The sequence below is a fragment of the Candidatus Villigracilis saccharophilus genome (assembly GCF_016711665.1).
The window spans coordinates 48047-71920 of sequence record NZ_JADJSO010000055.1 but is presented as its reverse complement, the minus strand read 5'-3'; the positions used below and the strand labels follow the sequence as shown (position 1 = coordinate 71920).

20 protein-coding genes are annotated in these 23874 nt (G+C 46.9%); 5 read left to right on the top strand and 15 right to left on the bottom strand.

What is annotated here, in order from left to right:
- Positions 1–41 precede the first annotated feature (41 nt).
- The 12 genes from IPL17_RS17715 to IPL17_RS17660 all read right to left on the bottom strand — a co-directional run bounded on the left by IPL17_RS17715 (position 42) and on the right by IPL17_RS17660 (position 17695).
- Positions 42–1718, bottom strand: coding sequence for a methyl-accepting chemotaxis protein (locus IPL17_RS17715; protein WP_345308417.1), 1677 nt, complete (start codon positions 1716–1718; stop codon positions 42–44).
- A gap of 70 nt (positions 1719–1788) precedes the next feature.
- On the bottom strand, positions 1789–4266 hold the full coding sequence (locus IPL17_RS17710; protein WP_345308416.1) for a methyl-accepting chemotaxis protein: 2478 nt from the start codon (positions 4264–4266) through the stop codon (positions 1789–1791).
- 67 nt (positions 4267–4333) lie between these two features.
- Positions 4334–5833, bottom strand: coding sequence for a globin-coupled sensor protein (locus IPL17_RS17705; protein WP_345308415.1), 1500 nt, complete (start codon positions 5831–5833; stop codon positions 4334–4336).
- A 39-nt stretch (positions 5834–5872) separates the two neighbouring features.
- On the bottom strand, positions 5873–9037 hold the full coding sequence (locus IPL17_RS17700; RefSeq protein ID WP_345308414.1) for a chemotaxis protein CheW: 3165 nt from the start codon (positions 9035–9037) through the stop codon (positions 5873–5875).
- A 22-nt stretch (positions 9038–9059) separates the two neighbouring features.
- Positions 9060–9377: an STAS domain-containing protein gene (locus IPL17_RS17695; protein ID WP_345308413.1), complete on the bottom strand. Its 318-nt coding sequence runs from the start codon at positions 9375–9377 to the stop codon at positions 9060–9062.
- 43 nt (positions 9378–9420) lie between these two features.
- The gene (locus IPL17_RS17690) at positions 9421–9828 is read right to left on the bottom strand and encodes an ATP-binding protein (RefSeq protein WP_345308412.1); all 408 of its coding nucleotides are present in this window, start codon (positions 9826–9828) and stop codon (positions 9421–9423) included.
- A 2-nt stretch (positions 9829–9830) separates the two neighbouring features.
- Positions 9831–10952 (bottom strand): fused response regulator/phosphatase, encoded by a 1122-nt coding sequence (locus IPL17_RS17685; RefSeq protein WP_345308411.1) that lies wholly within the window; start codon positions 10950–10952, stop codon positions 9831–9833.
- A gap of 3 nt (positions 10953–10955) precedes the next feature.
- On the bottom strand, positions 10956–11351 hold the full coding sequence (locus IPL17_RS17680; RefSeq protein WP_345308410.1) for a response regulator: 396 nt from the start codon (positions 11349–11351) through the stop codon (positions 10956–10958).
- Positions 11352–11363: 12 nt separating this feature from the next.
- Positions 11364–14579 (bottom strand): ATP-binding protein, encoded by a 3216-nt coding sequence (locus IPL17_RS17675; RefSeq protein ID WP_345308409.1) that lies wholly within the window; start codon positions 14577–14579, stop codon positions 11364–11366.
- A 474-nt stretch (positions 14580–15053) separates the two neighbouring features.
- Positions 15054–15839, bottom strand: coding sequence for an ABC-2 family transporter protein (locus IPL17_RS17670; protein ID WP_345308408.1), 786 nt, complete (start codon positions 15837–15839; stop codon positions 15054–15056).
- Between the two features lie 3 nt (positions 15840–15842).
- Positions 15843–16640: an ABC-2 family transporter protein gene (locus IPL17_RS17665; protein ID WP_345308407.1), complete on the bottom strand. Its 798-nt coding sequence runs from the start codon at positions 16638–16640 to the stop codon at positions 15843–15845.
- 74 nt (positions 16641–16714) lie between these two features.
- The gene (locus IPL17_RS17660) at positions 16715–17695 is read right to left on the bottom strand and encodes an ATP-binding cassette domain-containing protein (protein ID WP_345308406.1); all 981 of its coding nucleotides are present in this window, start codon (positions 17693–17695) and stop codon (positions 16715–16717) included.
- A 132-nt stretch (positions 17696–17827) separates the two neighbouring features.
- On the opposite strand from IPL17_RS17660, the gene IPL17_RS17655 reads away from it, so the two are divergent.
- Positions 17828–18235 carry an META domain-containing protein gene (locus IPL17_RS17655; protein ID WP_345308405.1) on the top strand — a complete coding sequence of 136 codons (408 nt, stop codon included), beginning with the start codon at positions 17828–17830 and terminating at the stop codon, positions 18233–18235.
- A gap of 67 nt (positions 18236–18302) precedes the next feature.
- Here the strand turns inward: IPL17_RS17655 and lysS are convergent, their stop codons facing one another.
- The 3 genes from lysS to IPL17_RS17640 all read right to left on the bottom strand — a co-directional run bounded on the left by lysS (position 18303) and on the right by IPL17_RS17640 (position 21271).
- Complete coding sequence (lysS, locus tag IPL17_RS17650) at positions 18303–19838, bottom strand: lysine--tRNA ligase (protein ID WP_345308404.1); 1536 nt, start codon at positions 19836–19838, stop codon at positions 18303–18305.
- A gap of 76 nt (positions 19839–19914) precedes the next feature.
- Positions 19915–20385, bottom strand: coding sequence for a transcription elongation factor GreA (gene greA, locus IPL17_RS17645; protein ID WP_345308403.1), 471 nt, complete (start codon positions 20383–20385; stop codon positions 19915–19917).
- A 160-nt stretch (positions 20386–20545) separates the two neighbouring features.
- Entirely contained in the window at positions 20546–21271 is a 726-nt protein-coding gene (locus tag IPL17_RS17640) for a PIG-L family deacetylase (protein ID WP_345308402.1), read from the bottom strand.
- A gap of 59 nt (positions 21272–21330) precedes the next feature.
- Between IPL17_RS17640 and IPL17_RS17635 the strand changes: the two genes are divergently transcribed.
- From IPL17_RS17635 to IPL17_RS17620, 4 genes are all read left to right on the top strand, one after another.
- Complete coding sequence (locus tag IPL17_RS17635) at positions 21331–21723, top strand: PilZ domain-containing protein (protein WP_345308401.1); 393 nt, start codon at positions 21331–21333, stop codon at positions 21721–21723.
- 107 nt (positions 21724–21830) lie between these two features.
- Positions 21831–22847 carry a zinc-binding alcohol dehydrogenase gene (locus tag IPL17_RS17630; RefSeq protein ID WP_345308400.1) on the top strand — a complete coding sequence of 339 codons (1017 nt, stop codon included), beginning with the start codon at positions 21831–21833 and terminating at the stop codon, positions 22845–22847.
- Positions 22828–23172: a hypothetical protein gene (locus IPL17_RS17625; protein WP_345308399.1), complete on the top strand. Its 345-nt coding sequence runs from the start codon at positions 22828–22830 to the stop codon at positions 23170–23172. Before IPL17_RS17630 ends, IPL17_RS17625 begins: the two co-directional genes overlap by 20 nt.
- Positions 23169–23846, top strand: a complete 678-nt coding sequence (locus tag IPL17_RS17620; RefSeq protein ID WP_345308398.1) for a 2-phosphosulfolactate phosphatase — start codon at positions 23169–23171, stop codon at positions 23844–23846. Before IPL17_RS17625 ends, IPL17_RS17620 begins: the two co-directional genes overlap by 4 nt.
- Positions 23847–23874: the final 28 nt, after the last annotated feature.

Here is a 23874-nt window from a genome sequence, read left to right as displayed (position 1 = left end):
CTCCTACGCTGGCATAATAAATAATCATGATCAACTCAAGGTCAGACCTTGAAGGCCTGAACCATATTGCGCAGTTGTTCAGCCAGTTTTGACAATTCACTGGCGCTTTCCTGTACCTGATGGCTTCCGCGGGCAATATCATTTCCAGCTACATTAACCGCTGCAATATCCTGCGCTACAGATTGGGCTACGGTTGAAGTTTGGGATACACGATCATTGGCCTCATCCACCCCCCTGGTCGCCTGCGAGATATTCCCGGCGATATCCTTGGTTACAACAGACTGCTCCTCAATGGCTGTGGCAATGGTGGTGACAATATCGCTTATATCATGAATGACCTTCATAACTTTTTCAATATCATCAACAGTGTTCGCGGTTGAATTTTGAATTCCGGAAATCTTGACTTTAATATCCTCGGTGGCCGCCGCGGTCTGTTTTGCAAGTTCCTTGATCTCCGTCGCGACCACTGCAAAACCTTTGCCCGCAGCACCGGCACGGGCGGCTTCGATGGTTGCGTTCAACGCAAGCAGATTGGTCTGGTTCGAAATGGATGTGATCGTCTCGGTCACCTTGCCAATATCCTGGGCAGATTGACCAAGCGAGCGCACCGCGGCTGAAATTTGGTCGGCCTGAGATACAGCCTCACCCGTAATGCGGCGAGCCTTTTCTGAATTTCCCGCGATCTCACCGATCGTGGCGGTCATTTCTTCCGTGGCAGTGGCAACGCTGCGCAAATTCGTAACAGCCTGCTCGATTCCAGCGGCCACTGAAAATGTATTTGCGCTCATTTCTTCAGCAGCGGAGGCGACACCATTCGACCTGGCCGATGCTTCGGATGCAGAGGAGGTCATTTGCGAAGAAACAGCAGACAGCTCCGTGGAAGCGGAAGCGATCGTGCCAACGCCGTCACGAACCTGACCGATGGAATTCTTTAAGCTGCCAAGCAGAACTGAAATTGACTTTCCAATATCTCCCATTTCATCTGCTCGATCAATGAGCTCCCGCGCGGGAAGAATGGAAAAATCACCCATGGACATATCCTTTAGATAAGATAAAGATACCTGAATGGGTTTGGTAATGCTGGCTGTGATCGTTGCCACCATGAAAATCGCCACGAATAGTGCTGCTACAGCGAAAATGATCAAGACCACACCCATCCTACTTGTAAGGTCCTGGGCAGATTTTTCTACAACAACCATTTCACCGTCCACAGAATTGATCAGGTCATCAAGCGCCTGCTCCATGACAGGCAGGCGTTCCAAACCTTCACGCAGATAGAGCTGTCTGGCATCTTCAGCCTGTCCTGAGTTAAGCAGGTCAAGCACTCTATTATTAATCTCACCATTGACTGCTAATACATCATCGAGCGCCTTTATGAGGACCACCTCTTCCTCCGTATCTGAATTAGCTTTAAACCAATCCAAAGCTTCGAGATAAGCGGCACGGTGTTCTGCGAGGTCCGCCAGCATGGCGGCCTGTCCGGAAGGAGTATTTTCAAGAAGCGCCAGAGACAAGTGCAAGTACACACCATCCAAATTCTCGTCAACGGTATGAACATGGTCAATTTGCTCGATCTGAAAAAGGACATTTTCCAATCCAGCATTGATCGAATTAATACTCCAAACTCCGATCACAGTTGCCGCGATCATCATTAAAATCACAACTCCAAAACCAACCAAAAGCCTTCTACCGATCTTCATGTTATTTAGGATTTTCATTTTCTTTCTCCTTTGAGGCCAATTCACGAGCAACTAATTTCAACGACCCTTGCTGGAAATTGCCAGGCTATTAAACGATCCTTTTTAATTGTTCAAAACTATTGACGATATTCAACGAGAGTGATTTCAATTGATCGAGGCTGCCTTGCGCCCGGCCTGCTCCGTGACTCTTGAAAACCTCGACATACTCCCTCAACAACTCATGAAATTTCATGTGCGGGGTCTCGATCTCAATGAATTCACGTTGATGAGCAAATCTTCCCCTGCCAACCCCGTAATACCAGCGCCCGAGCGAGCAGCTCGTATGAGTGGGGATATCTTTGACATTAATAGCCATTCCGCCCTGCTGCATATCCTCCGCCTTCTTGACCCAGTTCAAGTGGGCTTGTTTGAAAGTATCGATCTCAGCGATCAAGTCATCCTTGCCGGTTTCATAAAGCCTAAACTGCTTGCAGATCTCCTGAAGCGACTGGGACATATTCACCAGTGTAGTGACCGAAGCGGCAAGTTCATTTGCCGATCTTGGGCCGGTATTTACCTCGGCCACGCCGCTCAATTCAGCGATCTCTTGCGCAATGCTGCTCGTTACAATCGCAGTCTCAGCTACTCTTGTACTGGCGTCCCGAACCCCATTGGATGCTTGAGCAATATTTCCAGCGATATCCTGTGTGACCGTTGTCTGTTCGCGGATCGCCGCGGCAATACTCATGACGATCTCATTGACATCACGTATGACCTGCACGATCTTATCAATATCGGCAACCGCCCCGGCAGTTGATCCTTGAATGGTATTGATCTTTTCCTTGATCACGTTGGTCGCTTCTGAAGTTTGCTTGGCAAGTTCCTTGATCTCACTGGCGACAACCGCGAATCCCTTGCCGGCTGCGCCCGCGCGGGCGGCTTCGATAGTGGCATTGAGCGCCAGCAAATTTGTCTGGGAAGAGATGCGGGTGATCGTTTCCGTTACCTTCCCAATTTCCTGGGCAGACTGACCAAGGTCACGCATGACCAGGGAAAACTGATCCACCTGCTCGGCAGCCCGTTCTGTGGTCGCATGCGCTTTTTCAGAATTTTTTGCAATTTCACCCGCTGTGGCGGTCATTTCTTCCACTGCCACGGCAACGGCGTGTAAATTGGTATTTGCCTGCTCCACACCTGCCGCTACAGAGGTTGTATTGGCGCTCAATTCTTCGGCTGCGGCAGCAACAATGTTTGTCTTTGAGCCAAGCTGCCCGGAAATATTACTCAAGGAAGCGCCGTTCTGCGCCACCTGTCCGATGGAATCGCGCAGGTTGACGATCATTTTAGAGAAAAATCTGCCCATCGCATCTCTTTCAGAGATGGGTGTCACATCCTCCCGCAGATCATTTTGCGCCATATTCTCAAATACTCTGGCCATATTTTGCAGGTATGCGATCATGGCTCGGAAAGATTCTGCCATTTGCCCCATCTCATCTTGTGAGTGATATTCAAGATTGTGGCTGACATCGCCCTGAGAAATACTCGTGGCAACTTCCTTCACATCCCCCATCGCCTTAATGACTGAGAAATAAAAGCCAGCGAACAACCACAATGCCAGCAGTACAGGGATACCCGCCAGAACAAACGCCAGAATTCTTCCATTGGTCAGTTTACCAAGATGGGCGGCAAGCAGATCATCGGTTGCTTTATCCAGCTCAACCGCAACCAAAAGTTGAGCGTCAATAGCTTTTGTAGCAGTGTCAAAATATTCCTTCGATGTGATGGTGACAGTTTCCGCACTAATGACCTGAGTGTCTACCAATTCTTGAAAGGCTTCCTCTTGAGTTTGGGCATCCTTGGTGTACTTTGCAAGCCGCGCATTAAGTGCAGGGTTGTAATCAAAAGCTTGCTGTACATCTTGACTCGCCTGGGCAGAATTTGAATCAGCGAGTCGAGTTAACACTTGAAGATTAACCCGCTCCTTATCGGTGATGACCCCATCCACAAGACTGCCCGATCCGATCGCCCGAATTTGCCCCAAAATTTCAGCGGTTTGCGGGTAGGATTTTACGGTCGATATCATAAGAAAATAAATATCTGTATTTGAATCCAAAGACAAGTTGGATTTATCCGCTATGTAAACGCGGAACGCAAGGATCTTGGCAATCAGCGTAGTGTGGCGGTCAAAGCTTTCAGCAGCAGTAAGATTTTCCACTTCATTTTGCAGGGTTTGCCATTCACTTTTAAGCGCTTGCCAGCGTTCAGCGGTTTTAAATTCGGATCCATAAAATTGATTCACCGCGTCGACAGCCGCAAAGTCTTCTTTAATGGAAGCCTGCTTTTGCGCCATGATATCTTTGAACGACTTATCCCCAGACAAAAAGGTATTTGCGGCACCACGATGCTGCTGTACGTGCTGGAGCAAACTCAGCGTGGGACGCAGGTACTCAACACCCTTACGCTCCTGACGAGTAAAGTCAATGCCTGTCCCCAACTGAGACGCCAGCTGGTAGGTAAGAATGGCAATCGGAATAAGGAAAACCGCCGTCAGCAACAGCATCTTTCCTGAATAAGTAAGCCGATTCATTATCGTGATTGCGGATTGAAATATCCTTTTTTGCATAAATATTTTCCTTAATTCCTAATTTTGATAACTAATTATTTTTGCTGATTTCATCCAATCTAAACTGACTGCAGACCTCTTGAAGCGATCGAGCCATGTTCTTCAATGTCGTAACGGATATTGCAATTTCATTCAATGAGCCTGCATCCACTTCAGCCGTCCCGCTTAATTCGGCGATCTCTTTGGCGATGCTTCTGGTGACGATGGATGTTTCCGACACTCGGGTATTCACATCGCGGACCTCGAAGGATGCCTGTCCGATATTACTGGCGATATCCTGTGTGACCGTTGTCTGTTCGCGAATCGCGGCAGCAATGCCCATGACGATCTCATTGACATCCCGGATGATCTGCACAATCCTTTCGATATCCGCAACCGCTCCGGCTGTTGAGCCTTGAATAGTATTGATCTTTTCCTTGATAATATTCGTGGCTTCTGCGGTTTGTTTGGCTAATTCCTTGATCTCACTGGCGACAACCGCGAACCCCTTACCGGCCACACCCGCCCGGGCTGCCTCGATCGTTGCATTAAGTGCCAGCAGATTGGTCTGGGATGAGATACTCGTGATCGTCTCTGTCACCTTTCCAATTTCCTGCGCAGACTGACCCAGCCTGTTCATCACCACTGAAAATTGATCCACCTGAACAGCAGCCTGTTCTGTGGTGGTATGTGCTTTTTCTGAATTTTTAGCAATTTCGCCGGTGGTGGCGGTCATTTCTTCGACAGCTACAGCCACAGCATGCAAACTGCTATTGGCTTTTTCCATCCCATCCGCAACAGAGGCTGTGTTCGCGCTCAGTTCTTCCGCGGCAGCGGCAACAATATTCGTCTTTGACGAAAGCTGCTCGGAAAACGAAGTAATGGAATTGGAGCTGTCTGACACTGTGCTTAGGACTCCGCGCAGAGTGTCTTTTAGCGGCTGATAATATTCAGACAGATCGTGAGAAGCAACGGTCACAGGGATGGAGGCCAGATCCATGCTGACCGATTGCAAGTAATCATAGAAGAAAGCATCAGCCACCGCCTGCATATCGTAGTTGAATACGGCAAAAATTGCCCGTTCAGCCTTGGTACGGAAACCCGGTCGGAAGAAGAAATATCTAACAAGATACTTGTGAGTCAGATCTTTGTAGAGGCTGTAACTCCCCAGGTACCATTTGAGTGGAAGGTTGATCTTGTTGTGCACCTTTCCCACTTGCAGGCGTTTTTCAAAGTAATCAACTCCATATTGCCCAGCGGCGGCTTCCTGAAAGATCTGCAGAAAATACCCTGCTTGCGCTTTTTCCAGCCGCTGGCGTAATTGAGGCATCGGAATGTTCTTTCCCTTGGCGTAGGATTCAAAGAACTCCAAAGAGGGCGCAAACGCAAACTGATGGTCGTAGAATTCCTTGGCGATGACATCCGCCACGCGCGCCGCCCAACCGGCAAGCTTCCGTAAAACTTGGACATCTTCCGGGCCGAAGCTCATGAATTCTTTCCTGAGATTTAAGTTCGTGTCATTGATACGGTATTCTTTGGCAAGCTGCTGCATGGGTATTTTTCCTTATATCTTTAGTTAAGCACGGCGAAATTAATCCCGGCTTGCATTTGTATGAAGTAAATTTCTAATGCCTTCCAAAAGCAGATCGTGATCAAGTTTGACTTGATACTCATTGACCCCAGCTTCCATTCCACGTGCGATATTTTCCTCGCTGGCGAGTGAGGTCAGGGCAATGATGGGCAGTTTATTAAAGCGCGGGTCGGCGCGGATCGCACGTGCCAATCCCAGCCCGTCCATGCGCGGCATTTCCACATCGGTAAGCACCAGATTTACCTTGTCGGCATTGGCCTCAAGAAATTCATAGGCCTCCTGACCGTCCACTGCTGTGATGACAACAAATCCATCTGCCTCAAGATAACGCCTTACCCGCCCGCGGAAGAAATCAGAATCCTCCGCCAACAGAATGACGCTACCGCCGCCTGTCGTCGTAGTACGCTGTTCTTCGATCTTTTCAGTTTCCTGAACCCATTCCGGATGAATGGTCTTAACAATTTCAAGAATATCCAGAATAAGAGTGGTCTGATTTTCAATGATCGCCGACCCGAAAATCCCTTGCTGACGCAGGGTCTTCTGATCTATCGTCGCAGTCGTTTCCATTACATCAACGGGCATGGCGGCAAGCAGCCCTACTTCATGACCCATTACATTAAAGATCACCACAACCTTCTCTTGTTCCAGTTGCAGCTCGGCGACCTGCGCGGTATCTTTAAGGGTTACCAAAGGCAGTGAGGCGTTGCGGTATTGCATCGTTCTTCGTCCGCCGGCCCATTCAATTTGTTTGTTCTCAACCTGAAGTACACGCACGACCAGTTCCATGGGTATCGCGCAATGCTCATCAGGCGCGTTCAGGAAAGTAAGCAAGGAATGTCTATCTTTAGACTCCTCGCGAATGGTCTCCGCATTCAAATCCATGGCGCGGCGGCTGCCTGCCATGGAAACAAGACCCGTTTTCACAGCAATTCCTGAAGCATCCAGGATCAGCGCCACGTTGCCATCTCCCAAAATTGTGGCTCCTGCATATTCGCGCAATCCCTTAAAGTGGCGTCCAAGCGGTTTAACCACAATTTCAACGGTATCGTGAAGCTCATCGACAACCAGACCATATTGCATGGCCCCGGTTGTGATGACCACAATATTAAGACTGCTGGACGCATGGAATCGACGATCTGTGCCTGTTCGCTTATATAAGTTACTTGCGAGCACAGCTCTTTCCAGAATTGGCTCGGAACTATCAATTGTGTAACGCGGAGAGCGGCGATCTGCCAATCTGGCGCGCTGGTCAGGTGTAAGAACGCGCGCCTCCGGATCTTCGAGTCTTTTTTCGATGCCCAACACATCACTCAAACGCACCAGGGGAATCAGCGCGCCTCTCAACATTAACACTTCTGAATTTCCAACCACCTCAATCCGTTTCTGGATCTGTTCAGCAGATATATGGATCAGCTCACTGACATGCACCTGCGGAATGGCAAAACGTTCTTCATTCACAGAAAGTAATAAGGAAGGAATGATCGCCAACGTCAAAGGCAAACGGATAATAATATTGGTCCCCTTACCCGGGACAGAATCGATCTCCACCTTGCCGCCCAGCTTATCCAAATTGGTTTTGACCACATCCATCCCCACTCCGCGGCCAGATACATCACTTATCTTGTCAGCTGTCGACAAGCCCGGCAGAAATATGAGCGCGGTCATTTCCTTGGCAGACATGCCCTTCAACTGATCCTGTGAAATCAATCCCTTGGCCAGCGCTGAAGCAGCTACTTTTGCAGGATCAATCCCCTTGCCATCATCATGGATCTCGACCACAACCTGCCCGGCTTCGTGATAGGCTCTCAAATTGATCGTGCCAAACGCCGGCTTGCCCGCACGTATGCGCACTTCAGCGTTCTCGATGCCATGATCAACAGCATTGCGGACCATGTGAGTCATCGGCTCGCTTAAGCCTTCGATGATGGTTTTATCCATCTCCACTTCGCGACCCGAAATATCAAGCCGGATTTCCTTGCCAAGATCTTTTGAAAGATCACGGACCACACGCGGAAATTTATTAAAAATATTACTGACCGGCTGCATCCTCGTCAGCATAATATTTTCCTGAAGCTCAGAGGTCACCAGGTTAATACGCTGGGCACCAATTTGCATGGTGTGCTGATCGCCGCTTGCCATGGCATCCAATAATTGATTACGGCTGAGGACAAGCTCACCGGCTAAATTCATTAAAGATTCGAGAACGCTCACTTCCACCCGTAAAGTAGATTCCATCCCAGCGGAAGAGACTCCAGTATCAGAGACTGCATTCAACACTACTGGCTGGGATACGGACTGTGCTGAATTCACGGCAGATTCAGGAATGCCCGGTTCTGAATGAATAATTTCGGGCGGTCTTTCAAAGCTGACAACCGGCGCGGCAACTGGAAGCGGGTCAACCTGTGGAGAGTAGATCACATGCACCTGGTTGGCCGGCAGATCAAAGATCACATCGGCCATCTGCGGCGGAAGTTCAGTGGAAAACAACACCACGAACGGCAGGCGATCGGACGGTTCGTCATCAAGAGTACCCGCCACTTCCAATTCAAATACAGCTTCAAGGATCGAGCCTGAATTGCTCAATAGATACAATACATCCGATGAACGCTTGCCCTTCCTTTGAATATCATCAATCAAGTCATATTCCAGCAGGTACAAATAATGACGACCATCTTTTGCACGATTGAAATCAAATTCCGGGATATTAATGACAGTCTTCACCCCAGGCGCGGTCACCTTCACAGTTCGTATAAGCGATTCTTTTTCAGCAGGCGCAAGGTTGGCCGACACCATTCCCGCCAATGCGACCAAAATCTCGGTGGTGTCAGCCTGTTCGCTGGTTTGATAATTATTAAGCAGGTCGCGCAGGCGATCAAAAGCCATTAACAAAACATTGATCACATCCGGTGCAGGCGCCATCTCTCCTGAGCGAATCATGTCCAATGCATTTTCTGTGCGATGAGCCAGTTCCTGTATTCTATGTAAATTAAAGAATCCCGCACCGCCCTTAATCGAATGAGCCGCACGAAAGACCTTATTGACCAGGTTATCATCAACATTGTTTCCCGCAGATTCGATCTGCAACAGATCGTTCTCAATATCTGCAAGGTGTTCCCGCGACTCAGCGAGGTATTCCTTTATGAAAGAATCATCCAAATCAAGCATAAGTGTCACATCCTTACCGGTGCTACCCTAATCGAGGGTCACCGGACACGCTAAAGTGTTTATCCAGTCTGAATGCTTTTAATAGTTCGAACAAATCCTGAGATACGTTTTTGATGGCAAGTTTGCCATTCAGGCGCACGAGAGAGTTATGGGTGGCAACCAGCAAACCAATGCCGGTCGAATCGATCACCCGTGTATTGGTCATATCAATGACCAGGTCTCGGACTCCCTCCGCAATCAAATTCTTTAGATCGACGCGGATCAAAGGTGCGCTGGACGCCGTTATATCCCCTTCGGGCTTATAGAATCGGATAATTGGGTCTTGTTGTTCTGGCTGCATCTTTACCTTCCTTTATATTTTCCTGAAATGATTCAAACTCTGATCAGTCATTTATTGAACGGGTTAGGATTACCTGATTACCGATCTCATTGAACTCAACCTGGTCTGCATAAAGCTGGTAAAGTTTCAACCCGCGCCCATCCTCTTTATTATCGGCTACCATATCCTTTTGAAGAGTGCCCCGCCAATTAAAACCAGTTCCTTCATCCCTGACCTTCAACTGCAAAATATTCTCATCGCAAAGTAGTTCAGCATATATTTTTTTGGCAGGATCCATCTGGCTGCCATGAATAATGGCATTATTTAATGCCTCCCGCGCAAGAAGCTCGAGTGAAAAAATATGCCTGGATAAGTTCAACTCCGTCATCCATGCAGAAATGTCCGTGCAAATATGGTCTGCATTTTCCAGGCTGGCATACATGGCCCACGTTTTTATTTGACCTTGGGACATATCTATACTTCCACTCCCAAAAGCAAAAGGTCGTCACCAGGATCTTCATTGGATGTACAAATATCCTGAACAGCCTCTTCCACCATTTCAGCCAAAGGCAGCTTATGTCGGGAAACGAGCGCTTCTACCAGATGACTCATCCCTTCCTTACGTGAAACGACGTTCCCATGATAATTTTCGATCAAACCGTCGCTAAAGAAAAACAAGCGATCTCCTTTAGCCACTTTAACTTCCACGCTTTCAAAGTAAGGGGCCTCGAATGCACCAAGCAGGTCGCCCTTGGCAGAAATTAAATTAGCAGCCCCATTTACGTCCAGATGCAATAAAGGCGGATGCCCTGCGTCAACCACGGTAAGCCGTTCAGAACGACGATTCAATCTCACACAACAAGCGCTTATCAACACACCTTCATTCAAGACCGGCTGGAGAACGCTATTGAGTAATGTCATAATTTCCGAAGGTGTATAAAGAGAATTAAAGTTTTGGCGCAATAACACTTTCAGGGCAGATGTAACAAAGGCAGCCCCTAGATCATGTCCGCAAATGTCTGCACTAAAGAATCCATCAATGCCGTCTCCCAATGGAACGACATCATAAAAATCCCCACCGGCCGCATGCAGCGGCCGGTAATACACTGCAAAATGCGCGTCCGGTATTTCTTCAGGTTGGACCAAAATCGCCTGTTGCGCGCTCGTTAATTGAGATAGTTGGTACTTTTGCTGTTCGATCAAGGCCTTGAAAGCCTGGCGAATACGTAGATGAATTCGCAGCCGCGCAAGTACTTCCTCGGTTTCGAAAGGTTTGGTAATGTAATCCACGCCGCCACCATTCAACCCCGAAATACGGCTGCTCTTATCATTCGCACTTGACAGGAAAATAACCGGGATCGAAGTCGTGAGCGAATCCATCTTTATCTTCGCGCAGGTTTCAAAACCATTTTCGCCCGGCATTAATACATCCAATAGAATGATATCCGGCTGGAACTCCCTTGCCCGCTGAATCCCTTCCGAACCATCAGAGGCGGCAATCGTATGATAGCCTTCCTTTTTAAGGATGGATGACAACATCAGCCGGTCAATCGGCGAGTCATCAATTACCAGGACTTGATATGTTTCTCTATCCATTTTTTAGCTGATCAGGCCAAACGAGCGGATCAGTTCCAGGAGTTTGCTTCGATCGATCGGCTTGACAAGATACCCATCGCAAAATTCATTGACGGCTTTGATCTTATTATCAATATCACTCAATGCCGTGGTCATGATGATCTTGACACCATCTCCAAGCATAATTCCCCTATTTTCTTCAATGGTTCTGATTTCTTTTAGTGCGGTCTGCCCATCCATTTCCGGCATCATAATATCGAGACAAACCAATTGATAAGGTTCGCTGGAGTTGATTGCAATCGAAAAGGCGGTAATCGCTTCCTTTCCATTGATCGCCACATGGCTCTCTCCATGAGGCAGCAAAAAGTTTTGCATCAATAATCTACTGGCGAAGTCATCTTCCACGATTAAACTTTTCATTGTATTTCTCCTTTATTTATAGTCGATCAAAAGTCCTGTCTTTTTGATCGCTTCTTCAAACAATACGAATTCTGATACGATAGACGGCAACAAGGCAGTCACCCCATCCAGATTCCCTTTCTCTGCCATCACCTCGACTCCATGAGCGGCCTGCCGCAAAGATTCCGCTGCAAGATTGGCAGAGGCTCCGCGAATACTGTGTGCTTTTATCCTTGCGCCAGCCAAATTATTATCAGCAATTTCAAATTTCAATCCATCTATTTGCTTCGGTATATCTTCAAGAAAAGCACTGACAATCATCTTTTCAAGATCCTTGTCATCCATTAAACGTCTTAAAAGTTCAGATTCGTTAAAAATCTTTTTATTGCCATCCAACTCAGCGCTCTTATCTTGTTTACCTGGTACCTGTAATTGGGCTGGCGTGTTTTCGTTTTGTTGGCCGATGGCCTCAAATTGTGGTTTGTTTTTCTCAAAAGAGGATTTAAACCAATACTCGAGTTTCTCAGCCAGTTCCACAGGTTTTACTGGTTTGGTCAAATAGTCATCCATGCTGGCAGCCAGACAGCGCTCGCGGTCTCCTTTCATGGCATGGGCAGTCATCGCAATAATTGGGATTTTTGGATTGAGCACAGATGAACCAGCAGCCCGGATCTCCGCAGTTGCGGTAAGGCCATCCATTTCAGGCATCTGACAATCCATCAATACCAGGTCATATGGAACGTTTTTTAACGCTCGCAAGGCTTCAATGCCATTTGCAGCAACATCAATGGGGTATCCCAGTTTTTTTATTATAGAGAGTGCAACTTTCTGGTTGATCAGATTATCCTCAACAAGCAGAATGTGAAAGTGGCATTTCTCTGCACCAGCTTGAGGCTGTGAAAATCCCTTTTGATCAACCAAGATTGGCATTTCAGCGGTCGGTCTTTGCTGTGGTTTTCCAATCCTCTGCTCAATTTCATTTGTAGAACTTTGTTGATCCAATTTTTCAAATACAACCGTGAACCAAAAGGTAGATCCTTCTCCATCCATGCTATCAACACCGATCTGACCGCCCATCAATTCAACCAATTGTTTTGATATTGCCAACCCCAATCCGGTCCCACCATACTTGCGCGTTGTAGAGTTGTCTACCTGGGTAAAGGGAGTAAATAAACTTTTGATCCTTTCCGAATTAATCCCGATGCCATTATCTTTGATCGAAAAGTGCAGGGTGACGTTATTCTCAGCTTCCCCGGCCTGACAGACATGAATTGATATGATCCCCCGGGTTGTGAATTTGACCGCATTCCCAGTGAGGTTAATTAATATCTGACGCAGCCGTCCCGGATCACCCCGTAGGCGCATCGCTGTTTCAGAGTCGATCACTAGATCGAGATTCAATCCTTTTGCCCGCGCCTGCGTCGAAAGGATGGCGATCGTATCTTCCACAATTTCCTTGAGATCGAAATCAAGCTTTTCCAATTCAAGTTTACGTGATTCAATTTTTGAAAAATCAAGAATATCGTTAATGATCCCCAACAAAGACTCTGCACTTGAGCGAACTAAACTTGCATATTGCAACTGTTCTGACGACAGGTTCGTCTCCAGCAATAATCCCATCATCCCCAGAACGCCATTCATGGGCGTACGGATCTCGTGACTCATATTGGCAAGAAAATTACTTTTAGCGATGTTTGCCGTTTCCGCCTGTTCCGCCAATGCATTGGCGCGAATGATCAAACCTTCCAGCCGGCGATTGGTTTGCAGGAGTTCAGCTTCGGCCCGCTTTTGCTCTGTGATATTTATGATCGAGACAATGACTTTGGATAGGTCACTTTCATATCCAGATATGACCGCCCAATTCAAATTGACAGTGATCAGTCGGCCATCGAGAGTACGGGCGACCATTTCGATTTCAAAACGCAGCGCGCCTGAAGCAATCTGAACCAATTCGTAACGGAAAAACTCATTTCCTGCTTCCGGCAGACTGGATGCCAGGCTCTTTACAAGGGCTTCCTTGCTATCAGCTCCGTATAATGACAGTGTAGCCTTATTGACATCCAACACTCGAACCAGACCAATACACTCAGCCACAATTTCGGGATGTTCGCCAAGATACGCATTGAAGTCGGCGACTCCTTCAGCATGGAGGTCGTCCAACCGTAGTTTGACCGCCGAGAAATCCTCCTCCCATAGGGATATGGGGGAATCATCGAACAAACTTCGGAAACGGGTTTCACTCTCACGCAATTCTTTCTCTGCGAGTTTGTGTTCGGTCAGGTCAGTAATGACCATGATTGAGCCATCGAATAACCCATCTATTTCAGATTTCCGCGGCACGCTGCTGATCAAAACCTGAGCGATACTACCATCAGCGCGTACCAAACGAGATTCGAATGTTGAGAATCTACCGGACTGAAGTTGTTTTCCCTGTTCATTCAAAATCTCGTGGTCTTCAGGCAGGCTAACATCAAGCGGGGATTTTCCAAGCAGTTCAGACGGTTCATAACCAGACAAGCGCGCATAGGCCGGATTAACAAATTCAAATCTTCCATCCGCATCTGTGACAGTAAGCCCCTGTCCCATGATATTAAGAATCTGAGTGGCATAATCATGCTCTGCCTTTAATTCACCGGCTATTTTTTTTCTTTCAGAGCTCGCGACTTGCGATCGAAAACGAAAAAAAATAAAACCCAGATAGAAAAGAGATAAGAAGAGCGTGATCAGAATTGGTTCGCGTTGAGCAGTTGAAATTTTTTCACGCCAAATGGCCGCCGGAATATCAACACCGAATACTCCCAAAACATCGCCATGAATCGGTTCTTTTATCGGCACAAACGCAGATATCCAGATACCCCGCCCGTCTTGAGAAGGGCCTTCTGTGATCGGAATTCCATCCATAAATATTTGATGCATTTGCGGACTCGCCTCACTGTAAACCTGCCCCGGCGGCGAATAATCACTGTCAGCATCTGAAGTAGAATCGGCAAAAAAGACAATTTGATCTTCAGATTTCCCCAACAGATAAAAGTAAACCGCCTCCAGATCAATATTTCCAAAATCCATCAGGTGTCTTTTGACATCCTGATAGCTGGGATTACGCAGGTCTTCGAGCGTCCCGCTTAGTTGTTTTATCTCCTCTTCCGCAATACCCGCCGCCGCAATTTCAGCAATTTCGATGTATTTATTTCGTTCAATGAGATCTGCCTGCCTGCCGATCGAGATTGTGGAATACCACCCTAGCAACAAAATTACTGCCAAACCCGCCAATGCGAGCCGGATGTGAGAAATGACTATTTTTCGCTCAGTTAGCTTCTTTAAGCCACGCCCCGAATCCTGGTTGAACTGCATCAAAAGTTTATTCCTCTGTCAATGGTTCAGAAGGGATACATGCAAAAAACGATCAAACTACTTACAGAATGATCCATTTGACACCCTACGGACAGAACTCAAGCACGAATCTCTCTGAAATTGGATCTATTCGTGTGATTTCCTCGACAATTTATTCAATTTTGCGTAAGCCTTAAATTACTGATTTGAAACGGGTCTAATTTACAGAGATGGTATCAGAACAATAGAGTGAACTGGATAAATACAGAGTTAATAAAAAATAAATATTATGTGAATTATTTAAGCGAAAAAAGCCAATGACGACAGTCACTGGCTTTTTTCGCTTCTATGGGAACCTTGCCAAGCTAAGATTTCTTCGAAATCAGACGCGGATTAACTGCTTGCCCCGCTATAGCGTTTGAGTCCCATTTTCCATATGTTGGTTGCGGTCCAAAAACCAACAACACTGATCGCAATAAACAAAAGGATCTGCCCCGAAGCCAGGTCTCCCCTTAATGCCTGAAGAGGAATGGTCGTTGCCACAGCAATGGGAATGATAAATGTCACGATAATTCGCAGCCATGCGGGGTAAACTGTGGCCGGATAACGTCCTGAATCGAGCAGAGCTTGCAAGATGGTAACGTTATTATCAAATTTTGTGAACCAGAATGTCATCGCGATCAATATGATCCACAAGCTGTAGATGATGATCATGCCCGTAACAGTCAAAAGGATAAAGGTCAACAGGCTGAATGGAGTGATGATATCTCCAGCCATGTTAATCCCGACCACGATCAAGATCACAGCCAACACCAGATCCCAGATGCGCCAGACGGTGATGCGAGAAAAGGTCACGAGGAACATACTATTAACAGGCTGCAGGATGGTGTAATCCATCGAGCCGTCACGGATACTCTGGTTAAATTTTTCAGTATTAGGCCATATCAGCGCGATCATCAACGTATTGACGAGACGGAAGACACCCAAAAGTGCGATCAACTCTCCCAGCCCCCAGCCGCCGAGAGTTGAGGTATTGCTAAAGATAATATTGAGGCTGAGCAATTCCCAGCCGAGCCACATCAAGTTGAGCAGGATATTGACGACCGTATCTGCACGATACGCAAGCGACATTTGAATATTAACTTTGAGAAATGAAGAGAGCAGTTTCAAGGTATGCATGGATCATGCTCCAACCGCAGAATAGCGCTTCACACCATTACGCCAAACCAAATAAAATAAAAGCCCAGAAATCCCAAGCCATATCAACGACATCACATACCCTTGAGCGATCTGTTGCGCAGATAACTTTCCCAGGATTAACTGGATTGGAAAATAGATAAGAAGTTGAAACGGAAGATATTGCGCGATATCTTGAACAACTTTCGGCATGAGCGTCAGCGGAACAAATTGACCCGAGAACAACAGGATCAGTGCGAAATAAAATTCATGGATTGAATATACGCGCGTCGTCCAAAAGGCAAGAGAGGTTATGGAGGCAGACAATAAATAACCAATGAAGAATGCCAGTATCATAGCTGGGAGTGCAAGAAGAATGTTTCTGAGCATCATGCTGCTGAAATCAGGTTTATAGAGAAAATATAAAATAATCCAGATGGGCGTCAACCCCATCATAGTCAGAGCCTTGAAAGCGATATTATTGACCAATCCATTTGTCAACATGGGATGGATCGGGCGCACCAATTCTCCTGACAGGGTACCATCTTGAATTTTGTAGCCAAAAGTATGGATGACAATATTACTGGTGACCTGATCACAGATTAACAAGACCATATAATATGTAATGAAATCATTGGCCGTAAAACCGTTCACACTGCCTTTTTGATTGGCAATGCTTGTCCACACAGCAAGGTAAATGATGGGGGAAACCAGCCAGTAAAGCAGATACATCAACAGATTGGCGCGGTACTGCCACTGCTCGGCCCAATTCACCTGCCAGAGTCGCTTAATGATAAGAAACATGGGTACTCCTTTTTAGTCAGTCGGCGAGTCGCCTGACTCTGAGCGCAAAAGTTAGCTCCTGCGTTCAAAGTCAATTACTGATTAAACGCTTGCTCAATAATATCTTCAATGGGCGGGTCAGTGATAGTAATATCGTGAATGGGGAGATCGGCCAATAATCTGGAAGTGATACGGGTGACATCCTCTGCCTTAACCTGAATGTATTTTTTATCCGCATCCTCTTCGTTTTGGACCTGGGTTCCGTATCCGCTTAAATCATGAGAGTCCGCATCTGCAAGCATGACACCAATTAACTTGAACGGTGCGATCTTGCGCGAAAGATCATTGATGCCGCCATCGTACTTAAGCCGTCCCTGATGAATGATAATAATGCGCTCGCACAAAGCGGTTACATCGGCCATGTAATGACTAGTAAGCAGGATCGTCGCACCTGTGCGTTTGTTGTACTCCCGTAAAAACTCACGGATACGCACCTGCCCGGTGATGTCCAATCCGATGGTGGGCTCATCGAGGAACAAAACTTTTGGACGATGGAGCAACCCCGCCGCGATCTCGCACTTCATGCGCTCGCCAAGGGAAAGATTGCGCACCGGTTTTTTTATCAAGGGCTCAAGCTCAAGCAGTTCGTCGAGTTCCTTATATGTCTGTTTATATTCATCATCCGGAATCCGGTAAATAGCCTGATTGAGTAAAAACGAATCCGCAGCAGGAATATCCCATGACAGGCGATTGCGCTGCCCCATGACCAGAGTCATGGAGCGCAGGTAGTTTGGATTCAGTTCCCAGGGAATGAAGCCAAGGACGCTGGCTTTTCCACCGGAGGGATGCAGCAATCCAGAAAGCATTTTCAGCGTGGTGGTTTTTCCCGCCCCATTCGGTCCCAGAAATCCAACGATCTCACCCTGTGCGATCGTAAAATTGACATGCTGCACAGCCTTGACATCCTTATACTTGCGTTTGAAGAAACTACGAACAGCCGCGCTGAACCCTGCTTCACGCTCTGGCACTTGATAATTTTTGCTCAATTGTTCAACAGTAATGGTATTTAATGGCATAAAACTCTCCTGTGGAGGAAAAATTATATCATTGATAGAACAAAAGTGCTAACAGAAATCCATTAATTTTCAGATGGAACTTATTTTAGCGGGCAGCGTCAAATAGAGTGAAACTAACCCTGGAGAATAATAATGAAAAAAATAACCCTACTCGTAATAGCTTTATTCATACTTGCTGCTTGTGCAGGCTCAAACTCAACGATCACCGGCGACTGGAAATTAATATCCTACGGTAATCCATCCAACCCGACCGCCGCGATATCCAATATTGACACAAATATAAAATTCGACTCAAAAGGCAATATGAGTGGAAACGTCGGTTGTAACGGATTCGGCGGAACATATGAACAGAAAGGAGACACACTCTCCTTCAGTGCGATCATGTCCACCATGATGTTCTGCGATGAAACCATGCTGCAGGAACAGGGAGTACTGAGCGTTTTTTCGGATGGCGTCACACTTCAAATTCAATTAAGCAGCGATACCTTGACAATCACATCCGCTGACGGGGCATCCGTCGTACACCTTGCGCGCAAATGATTATCACGGTTATTTATTTGACAACAAAAAACTGGCTCGAAATCGAGCCAGTTTTTTGTTGTCAATCTTATTCTTCTTTTCGCAAGGCTGGAAAAAGCAACACTTCGCGGATGGAATGTTTATTCGTCAATAGCATCGCGAGGCGGTCAACACCCATGCCGAATCCACCATTGGGCGGCATCCCGTAGCGCATGGCACGCAGATAATCTTCATCCATCGGGTGCTTTTCTTCTTCATCATCCGTGTAATCGCGCCCCATTTCCAAAAAGCGCTGTTCCTGATCTAGCGGATCATTCAATTCGGTAAAGGCATTACACAATTCAAAGCCGGCCACGTAGCCTTCGAAGCGCTCCACGGTGAGAGGGTCACCCGGCATGGATTTTGCCAGCGGAGAAATATCACGCGGATAGTTATAAAGGAAAGTTGGCTGAATGAGTGTTGGTTCAAGGAACTCGCCCAGCAGAAAATCAATCATCTTTCCACGTGTAGATTTGGGGTCGGGAGATTTGTTTCCATGTTTGGCTCGAATGGCTTTGAGCAGGTCTTCAGCGGTTTTGTGCTCGGCAATATCAATGCCGCTGACTTCCAAGATACCTGCTCGCATTTCCACGCGCTTCCAGGGCGGTTTGAATTCCAGTTCGTGTTCGCCGAATGTAATTTTTGTGGAACCTGCCACCTTTTCAGCGGCATAAGCAACCATTTGCTCGGTCAACTCCATAACCTGCAAATAATCGGCATAAGCCCAGTAAAATTCAAGTTGAGTAAATTCAGGGTTGTGTTTAAATGAGACGCCTTCATTACGAAAGTCTCGTCCAATCTCATAAACACGTTCCATATTGCCAACAAGCAAACGCTTGAGATATAACTCGAACGAGATGCGCAAATACATATCCTGGTCAAGCTCGTTATGATGAGTCACGAACGGACGCGCCGCCGCGCCGCCATATAACGGCTGCAGGATCGGCGTTTCAACTTCAAGGAAATCGTGCTCATCAAGAAACGTTCGCAGGGCTTTGATCAGCGTGGCGCGTTTACGGAACGTCTCGCGCACATCAGGGTTTACTGCCAGGTCGGCATAGCGCTGCCGCGCGCGGATCTCAGCCGACTCAAGCGCAGCATATCGGACAACTGTGCCGTCTTCCTGGGTCACATCCTTATCGGCAGGCAAAGGCGTCACCGATTTGGCGAGCAGCTTGAAGTCATGAACATGAAGCGTGATCTCTCCCGTTTTGGTACGGAACATAACCCCGGACGCCTGAATAAAATCACCAAGATCGAGCATCTTATTGAAGAAATCCACACGATCCTTGCCCAATTCATTAACGCGGAAAAACAATTGAATCTTGCCGTCACGGTCTTCAATGTGTGCGAAGGACACCTTACCCATGGCACGACTGGCACGAATACGCCCCGCAAGCGTTGCCGTCACTTCTGGAGTCGAATCAGGCGTAGCAGCGGCTGCTTCAGCAGATTCATACTCAGCGATAATCTGTGCACTGGTATGAGTGCGTTCAGCACGCGTGGGATAGGGATCAAACCCCTCGGCGCGTAGCTCTTCAATTTTTTGCAGACGGATCTTTTCTAGCGTGGTGTATTCTGACATGGGACTCTTCCTGTTTTTGATTAAAAAAAGCCCCGCGTTGTATGGACGCGGGGCAAAATGGTCGCGCCTTATTTATTTAGCCGACTTTGGTGATCTTCACATTGTAAGTACCGCCGGGCGTCTCAACTTTGACAGTATCGCCCAACTTGTGCCCCAGAATAGCCTTGCCGATCGGAGACTCATTTGAAATTTTGCCCTCGCGAGGATTGGCTTCCGCCGCGCCAACAATTACAAACGATTCAGGCTCGAAATTACCCTCTTTAATGGTTACTTTGGTACCAACCTGAATCGCATCATTCTTTTTTGGTTTGCCATTGTCTTCGATAATCTTTGCTGTGGCAAGCAAAATATCAAGTTCCTGAATACGTCCCTCAACAAAAGCCTGTTCGTTCTTTGCAGCTTCGTATTCGGCATTCTCGATCAATTCCCCACCCTCCATGGCCTCGTGCAGACGATTAGCCACTTCCAGCCGTTTGGCGGTGCGTAAATGATCCAGTTCCTCTTGAAGCTTTTGAAAACCCTCTTTAGTAAGGAAATTGGTTGTCATATTATTATCCTGCTAAATAGAATTTTGCATCTCCAAACTAGAGATGCAAGTGATTAAAAAGTTTCCGGTGGTAACACCCGGAAAAGTGGCGCTAATATAACACGATTCAAAATGAGATACAAGCCCCAAAAACTCTGGAGCTCTGACAACTCACAAATATCTATTCATTTGCCCATAAACGCAAACCGCCTTTTTCAGCCCAGTAGGATTTGATCTGCTCGCGCATGGCATCCTGGCTGTCAAACAGGGAACTTATTTGGGATTGATAAGCGGAAATCGCATCCTGCCAGCGCTTGAGACCCGTTTCGGTTATTTTATGATTATTTTCGATCATTCCAGCAGTTTTTAGGCTTAATTCCTCGGGTGAATTAAATAGATAGGGAATATCCACATCAAAGAGAACAGGCACTTTGAGTAAATCTACTGCACGGCGCACAAGGATATGGTCAACGTGCGAGCCAAGCCCAAGCTGGCAAACCAGTTGATCGGCTGGGTTTAGGCGGGCGGAAATGGATTCTGCTATTTGAGCCGGCAAATCCTTATCGTCAGCGTGTGGAGGCACAAAAATTTGAGAATAAAGCCAATCTCCGTTGCCACCGCGTCTATATATACAATCCAGGAAATCAAAATAAACTGTTTTGGCGCCAACGATTTTAGCGGCATTCCGATCTTCCTCGCGGCGAGCCCCTACCACCTCCGCTGCAGACGCTATTCCCCACTGATGGTGAAGGAGCTGGGCAAAAGGCGAAAGATCTTCTGTGGATGGAAAACCGCACATAAAAGTCCAAATCTCCACATCCAAACCCGCGTGAACCTGTTCGTAGATAAGGCCGCCTGCGGAAAGTACAGCGTCATCAAGGTGAGGTGAAATATAGATCCAGCGCATGAGTATTTTTACCACAAAGTAGTAATGAAAAACATTGTGGTTTGATGTAAACTATTGACATGCAGGAACGCAGAACAGAACCACGCAAAACTTTGATCTCTTATACACAGGTATTTGACCTGTATGGCGGCTATCTGATTGGTTATCTCGCTGATTTACATTTAAAAGGTGCAATGGTGATCGGAAGCAAGGCTGTAACAATCAACTTTGAAGTAACGCTTGCAATCGAACTGCCTGACCTACCCAAAGTAAAAGCTGCCAGAATGACCGTTCCAGCCCGCGTAGTATGGTGCCAAAAGGATATCAGCCCTGATTTTTTTAATATTGGATTTGAATTCAAAGCACTTCCAGACGAACAAAAGAAGGTTATTCAGGCGATCATGGACAATTATGAGTTCCGCCGCGATATGCCGAGCTATCCCTCCAAACCGCCATCTGCAACACGAAAATAAACTTCCGTGCATATACTCTTTCCTCAAGCTGACGGTCATACCGCCCATTTTCTGTACTGACAACACACGCGCATGACTGGTATTCCTCTCATCCCACCAAACCTCTGATGACATCAAAAGCACGCACCCTACACTTCACCTCCCCTAAAAAAATTGAAGTCCGCGAAGCAGCACTACCCTCTTTAAGAGAGGATGATGTCCTGGTTGAGACTACGCGTTCGGTTATCAGCGCTGGAACAGAGATGCTGGTCTACCGCGGACAATTTCCCAATATCACGGATAAGCACGATGGCGTCAGCAGTGAAATGAATTATCCGCTGGCATATGGGTATGCGTGCGTGGGACGGGTAGTTGAAATTGGCAAGGCGGTTAATGGAAAATGGCTGGGTAAGCTTGTTTTTGCTTTTCATCCGCATTCTTCTTCATTCATCATTCATCCATCAACCTTAATTCCAATTCCTGAATCCTTATCTGATGAAAATGCTTGTTTTCTACCGAATATGGAAACAGCTGTTAACCTGGTACAAGACGGCGCTCCGATATTAGGCGAAAGAGTGCTTATATTTGGTCAGGGAGTTGTGGGATTATTAACCACTTCATTGTTAAGCGAATTTCCACTTGAAAAATTAGCAACAGCGGATCTTTACAAATTACGCCGAAATGCATCCTCTGAAATCAGCGGTGTGACCTCCTTTGATTCCAACATTCTTGATTTCAAAAGCGAGCCAAATGTCTATACGCATGAAAAATTTGACCTGACTTTTGAACTCAGCGGCTCACCTGCAGCGCTAAATGACGCCATTGAATTAACCACTTTCAGCGGACGAATCATCGTTGGCTCATGGTATGGGGAAAAACGTGCTGAGATCGACCTAGGCGGCACATTCCACCGCTCACGCATCAGATTGATCTCCTCACAGGTCAGTACAATTTCACCAGAATTATCAGGCAGATGGGACAAAACGCGGCGCTTTGATGTTGCCTGGAAAGCCTTGGAAAGAATCAAGCCTGAAAAATGGATCACGCACCGTTTTCCAATTGAAGAAGCCGATCAAGCATATCAACTGCTGGATGAAAACCCGCAAGAGACGCTACAGGTTATTTTTGAATATGGAAAATCATAATCAAACAAGCTCAACTGAAAAAGGGAAAAAATACCTGGTTGTGGTTTTTCTCGGCATTTTCCCTATAATTTCGGGTGTGCTTGATATGTTGATTTCTCTTAATATGATCGAATACGTTGACACCCGTCCAAGCCGAATAGCAATTTTCAACGACCCTCATACTTGGAAAGTCTTCGCACTGGGCGCAACCTTATTGTTTTTTGGGATCGCGAACATTCTTCCACCCAGGATGAAATTTCTTGGCAGGCTTAACACCTGCTTGTTATTTCTTTCCTTCGTCGCGGTTGTTATCGGCGTAATTCTCCAAAAAATCAATTTGCCATGAAATTTCATTACGCCACACTCGAAACCTGTCACACTGCCCAGGGTGTTGTTCTGGTCATTGACGTTTTACGCGCCTTCTCCAATGCTGCTTATGCTTTTTCCCGCGGAGCAAAACAAATTATGCTGGTCAGCAGCGTGGAAGAAGCTCTCACATTGAAAACCAAGACCCCAAATTCAAAAGCCATGGGAGAAGTTGGCGGACTTCCGCCAGCAGGTTTTGAATATGGCAATTCACCTACTCAGATTTTCAACGAAAACCTAACTGGCCTAACCCTCATCCAACGGACGGGTGCAGGAACTCAAGGTGTGGTCCGCTGTGCGAATGCGGATATAATGCTCGCAGCCAGCCTTGTGGTGGCGAGCGCAACTGTCAATTATATTTTGATGATCGCTCCTCCCGAATTAACTTTTGTAATCACAGGCGGCTACAACAACGACGAAGATCTGTCCTGCGCTGAATATTTGGAAAAATTACTCACAGGTCAAAATCCAGAAAAAGCGCCCATTGTAAAACGCGTTTACGATTCAAGGGATGCCGTCCAGCACCTCGACCCAAATCAGCCTGAATTCCCCGAATCAGATCTGGATTACTGCACCCGCATCAGTAACTTTGATTTTGCCATGCCGATCACGAGAAAAAATAATATACTCACCATGCAGGCAGTCAAGCCATAGCCATTGACCCTGACACTTAAAAATGGAG

What these genes read in the sequence shown, in the direction of transcription:
- IPL17_RS17715 (WP_345308417.1), bottom strand. Translation starts at nt 1,718, where the DNA reads ATGAAAATCCTAAATAACATGAAGATCGGTAGAAGGCTTTTGGTTGGT.
- IPL17_RS17710 (WP_345308416.1), bottom strand. Translation starts at nt 4,266, where the DNA reads ATGAATCGGCTTACTTATTCAGGAAAGATGCTGTTGCTGACGGCGGTT.
- IPL17_RS17705 (WP_345308415.1), bottom strand. Translation starts at nt 5,833, where the DNA reads ATGCAGCAGCTTGCCAAAGAATACCGTATCAATGACACGAACTTAAAT.
- IPL17_RS17700 (WP_345308414.1), bottom strand. Translation starts at nt 9,037, where the DNA reads ATGCTTGATTTGGATGATTCTTTCATAAAGGAATACCTCGCTGAGTCG.
- IPL17_RS17695 (WP_345308413.1), bottom strand. Translation starts at nt 9,377, where the DNA reads ATGCAGCCAGAACAACAAGACCCAATTATCCGATTCTATAAGCCCGAA.
- IPL17_RS17690 (WP_345308412.1), bottom strand. Translation starts at nt 9,828, where the DNA reads ATGTCCCAAGGTCAAATAAAAACGTGGGCCATGTATGCCAGCCTGGAA.
- IPL17_RS17685 (WP_345308411.1), bottom strand. Translation starts at nt 10,952, where the DNA reads ATGGATAGAGAAACATATCAAGTCCTGGTAATTGATGACTCGCCGATT.
- IPL17_RS17680 (WP_345308410.1), bottom strand. Translation starts at nt 11,351, where the DNA reads ATGAAAAGTTTAATCGTGGAAGATGACTTCGCCAGTAGATTATTGATG.
- IPL17_RS17670 (WP_345308408.1), bottom strand. Translation starts at nt 15,839, where the DNA reads ATGCATACCTTGAAACTGCTCTCTTCATTTCTCAAAGTTAATATTCAA.
- IPL17_RS17665 (WP_345308407.1), bottom strand. Translation starts at nt 16,640, where the DNA reads ATGTTTCTTATCATTAAGCGACTCTGGCAGGTGAATTGGGCCGAGCAG.
- IPL17_RS17660 (WP_345308406.1), bottom strand. Translation starts at nt 17,695, where the DNA reads ATGCCATTAAATACCATTACTGTTGAACAATTGAGCAAAAATTATCAA.
- IPL17_RS17655 (WP_345308405.1), top strand. Translation starts at nt 17,828, where the DNA reads ATGAAAAAAATAACCCTACTCGTAATAGCTTTATTCATACTTGCTGCT.
- lysS (WP_345308404.1), bottom strand. Translation starts at nt 19,838, where the DNA reads ATGTCAGAATACACCACGCTAGAAAAGATCCGTCTGCAAAAAATTGAA.
- greA (WP_345308403.1), bottom strand. Translation starts at nt 20,385, where the DNA reads ATGACAACCAATTTCCTTACTAAAGAGGGTTTTCAAAAGCTTCAAGAG.
- IPL17_RS17640 (WP_345308402.1), bottom strand. Translation starts at nt 21,271, where the DNA reads ATGCGCTGGATCTATATTTCACCTCACCTTGATGACGCTGTACTTTCC.
- IPL17_RS17635 (WP_345308401.1), top strand. Translation starts at nt 21,331, where the DNA reads ATGCAGGAACGCAGAACAGAACCACGCAAAACTTTGATCTCTTATACA.
- IPL17_RS17630 (WP_345308400.1), top strand. Translation starts at nt 21,831, where the DNA reads ATGACATCAAAAGCACGCACCCTACACTTCACCTCCCCTAAAAAAATT.
- IPL17_RS17620 (WP_345308398.1), top strand. Translation starts at nt 23,169, where the DNA reads ATGAAATTTCATTACGCCACACTCGAAACCTGTCACACTGCCCAGGGT.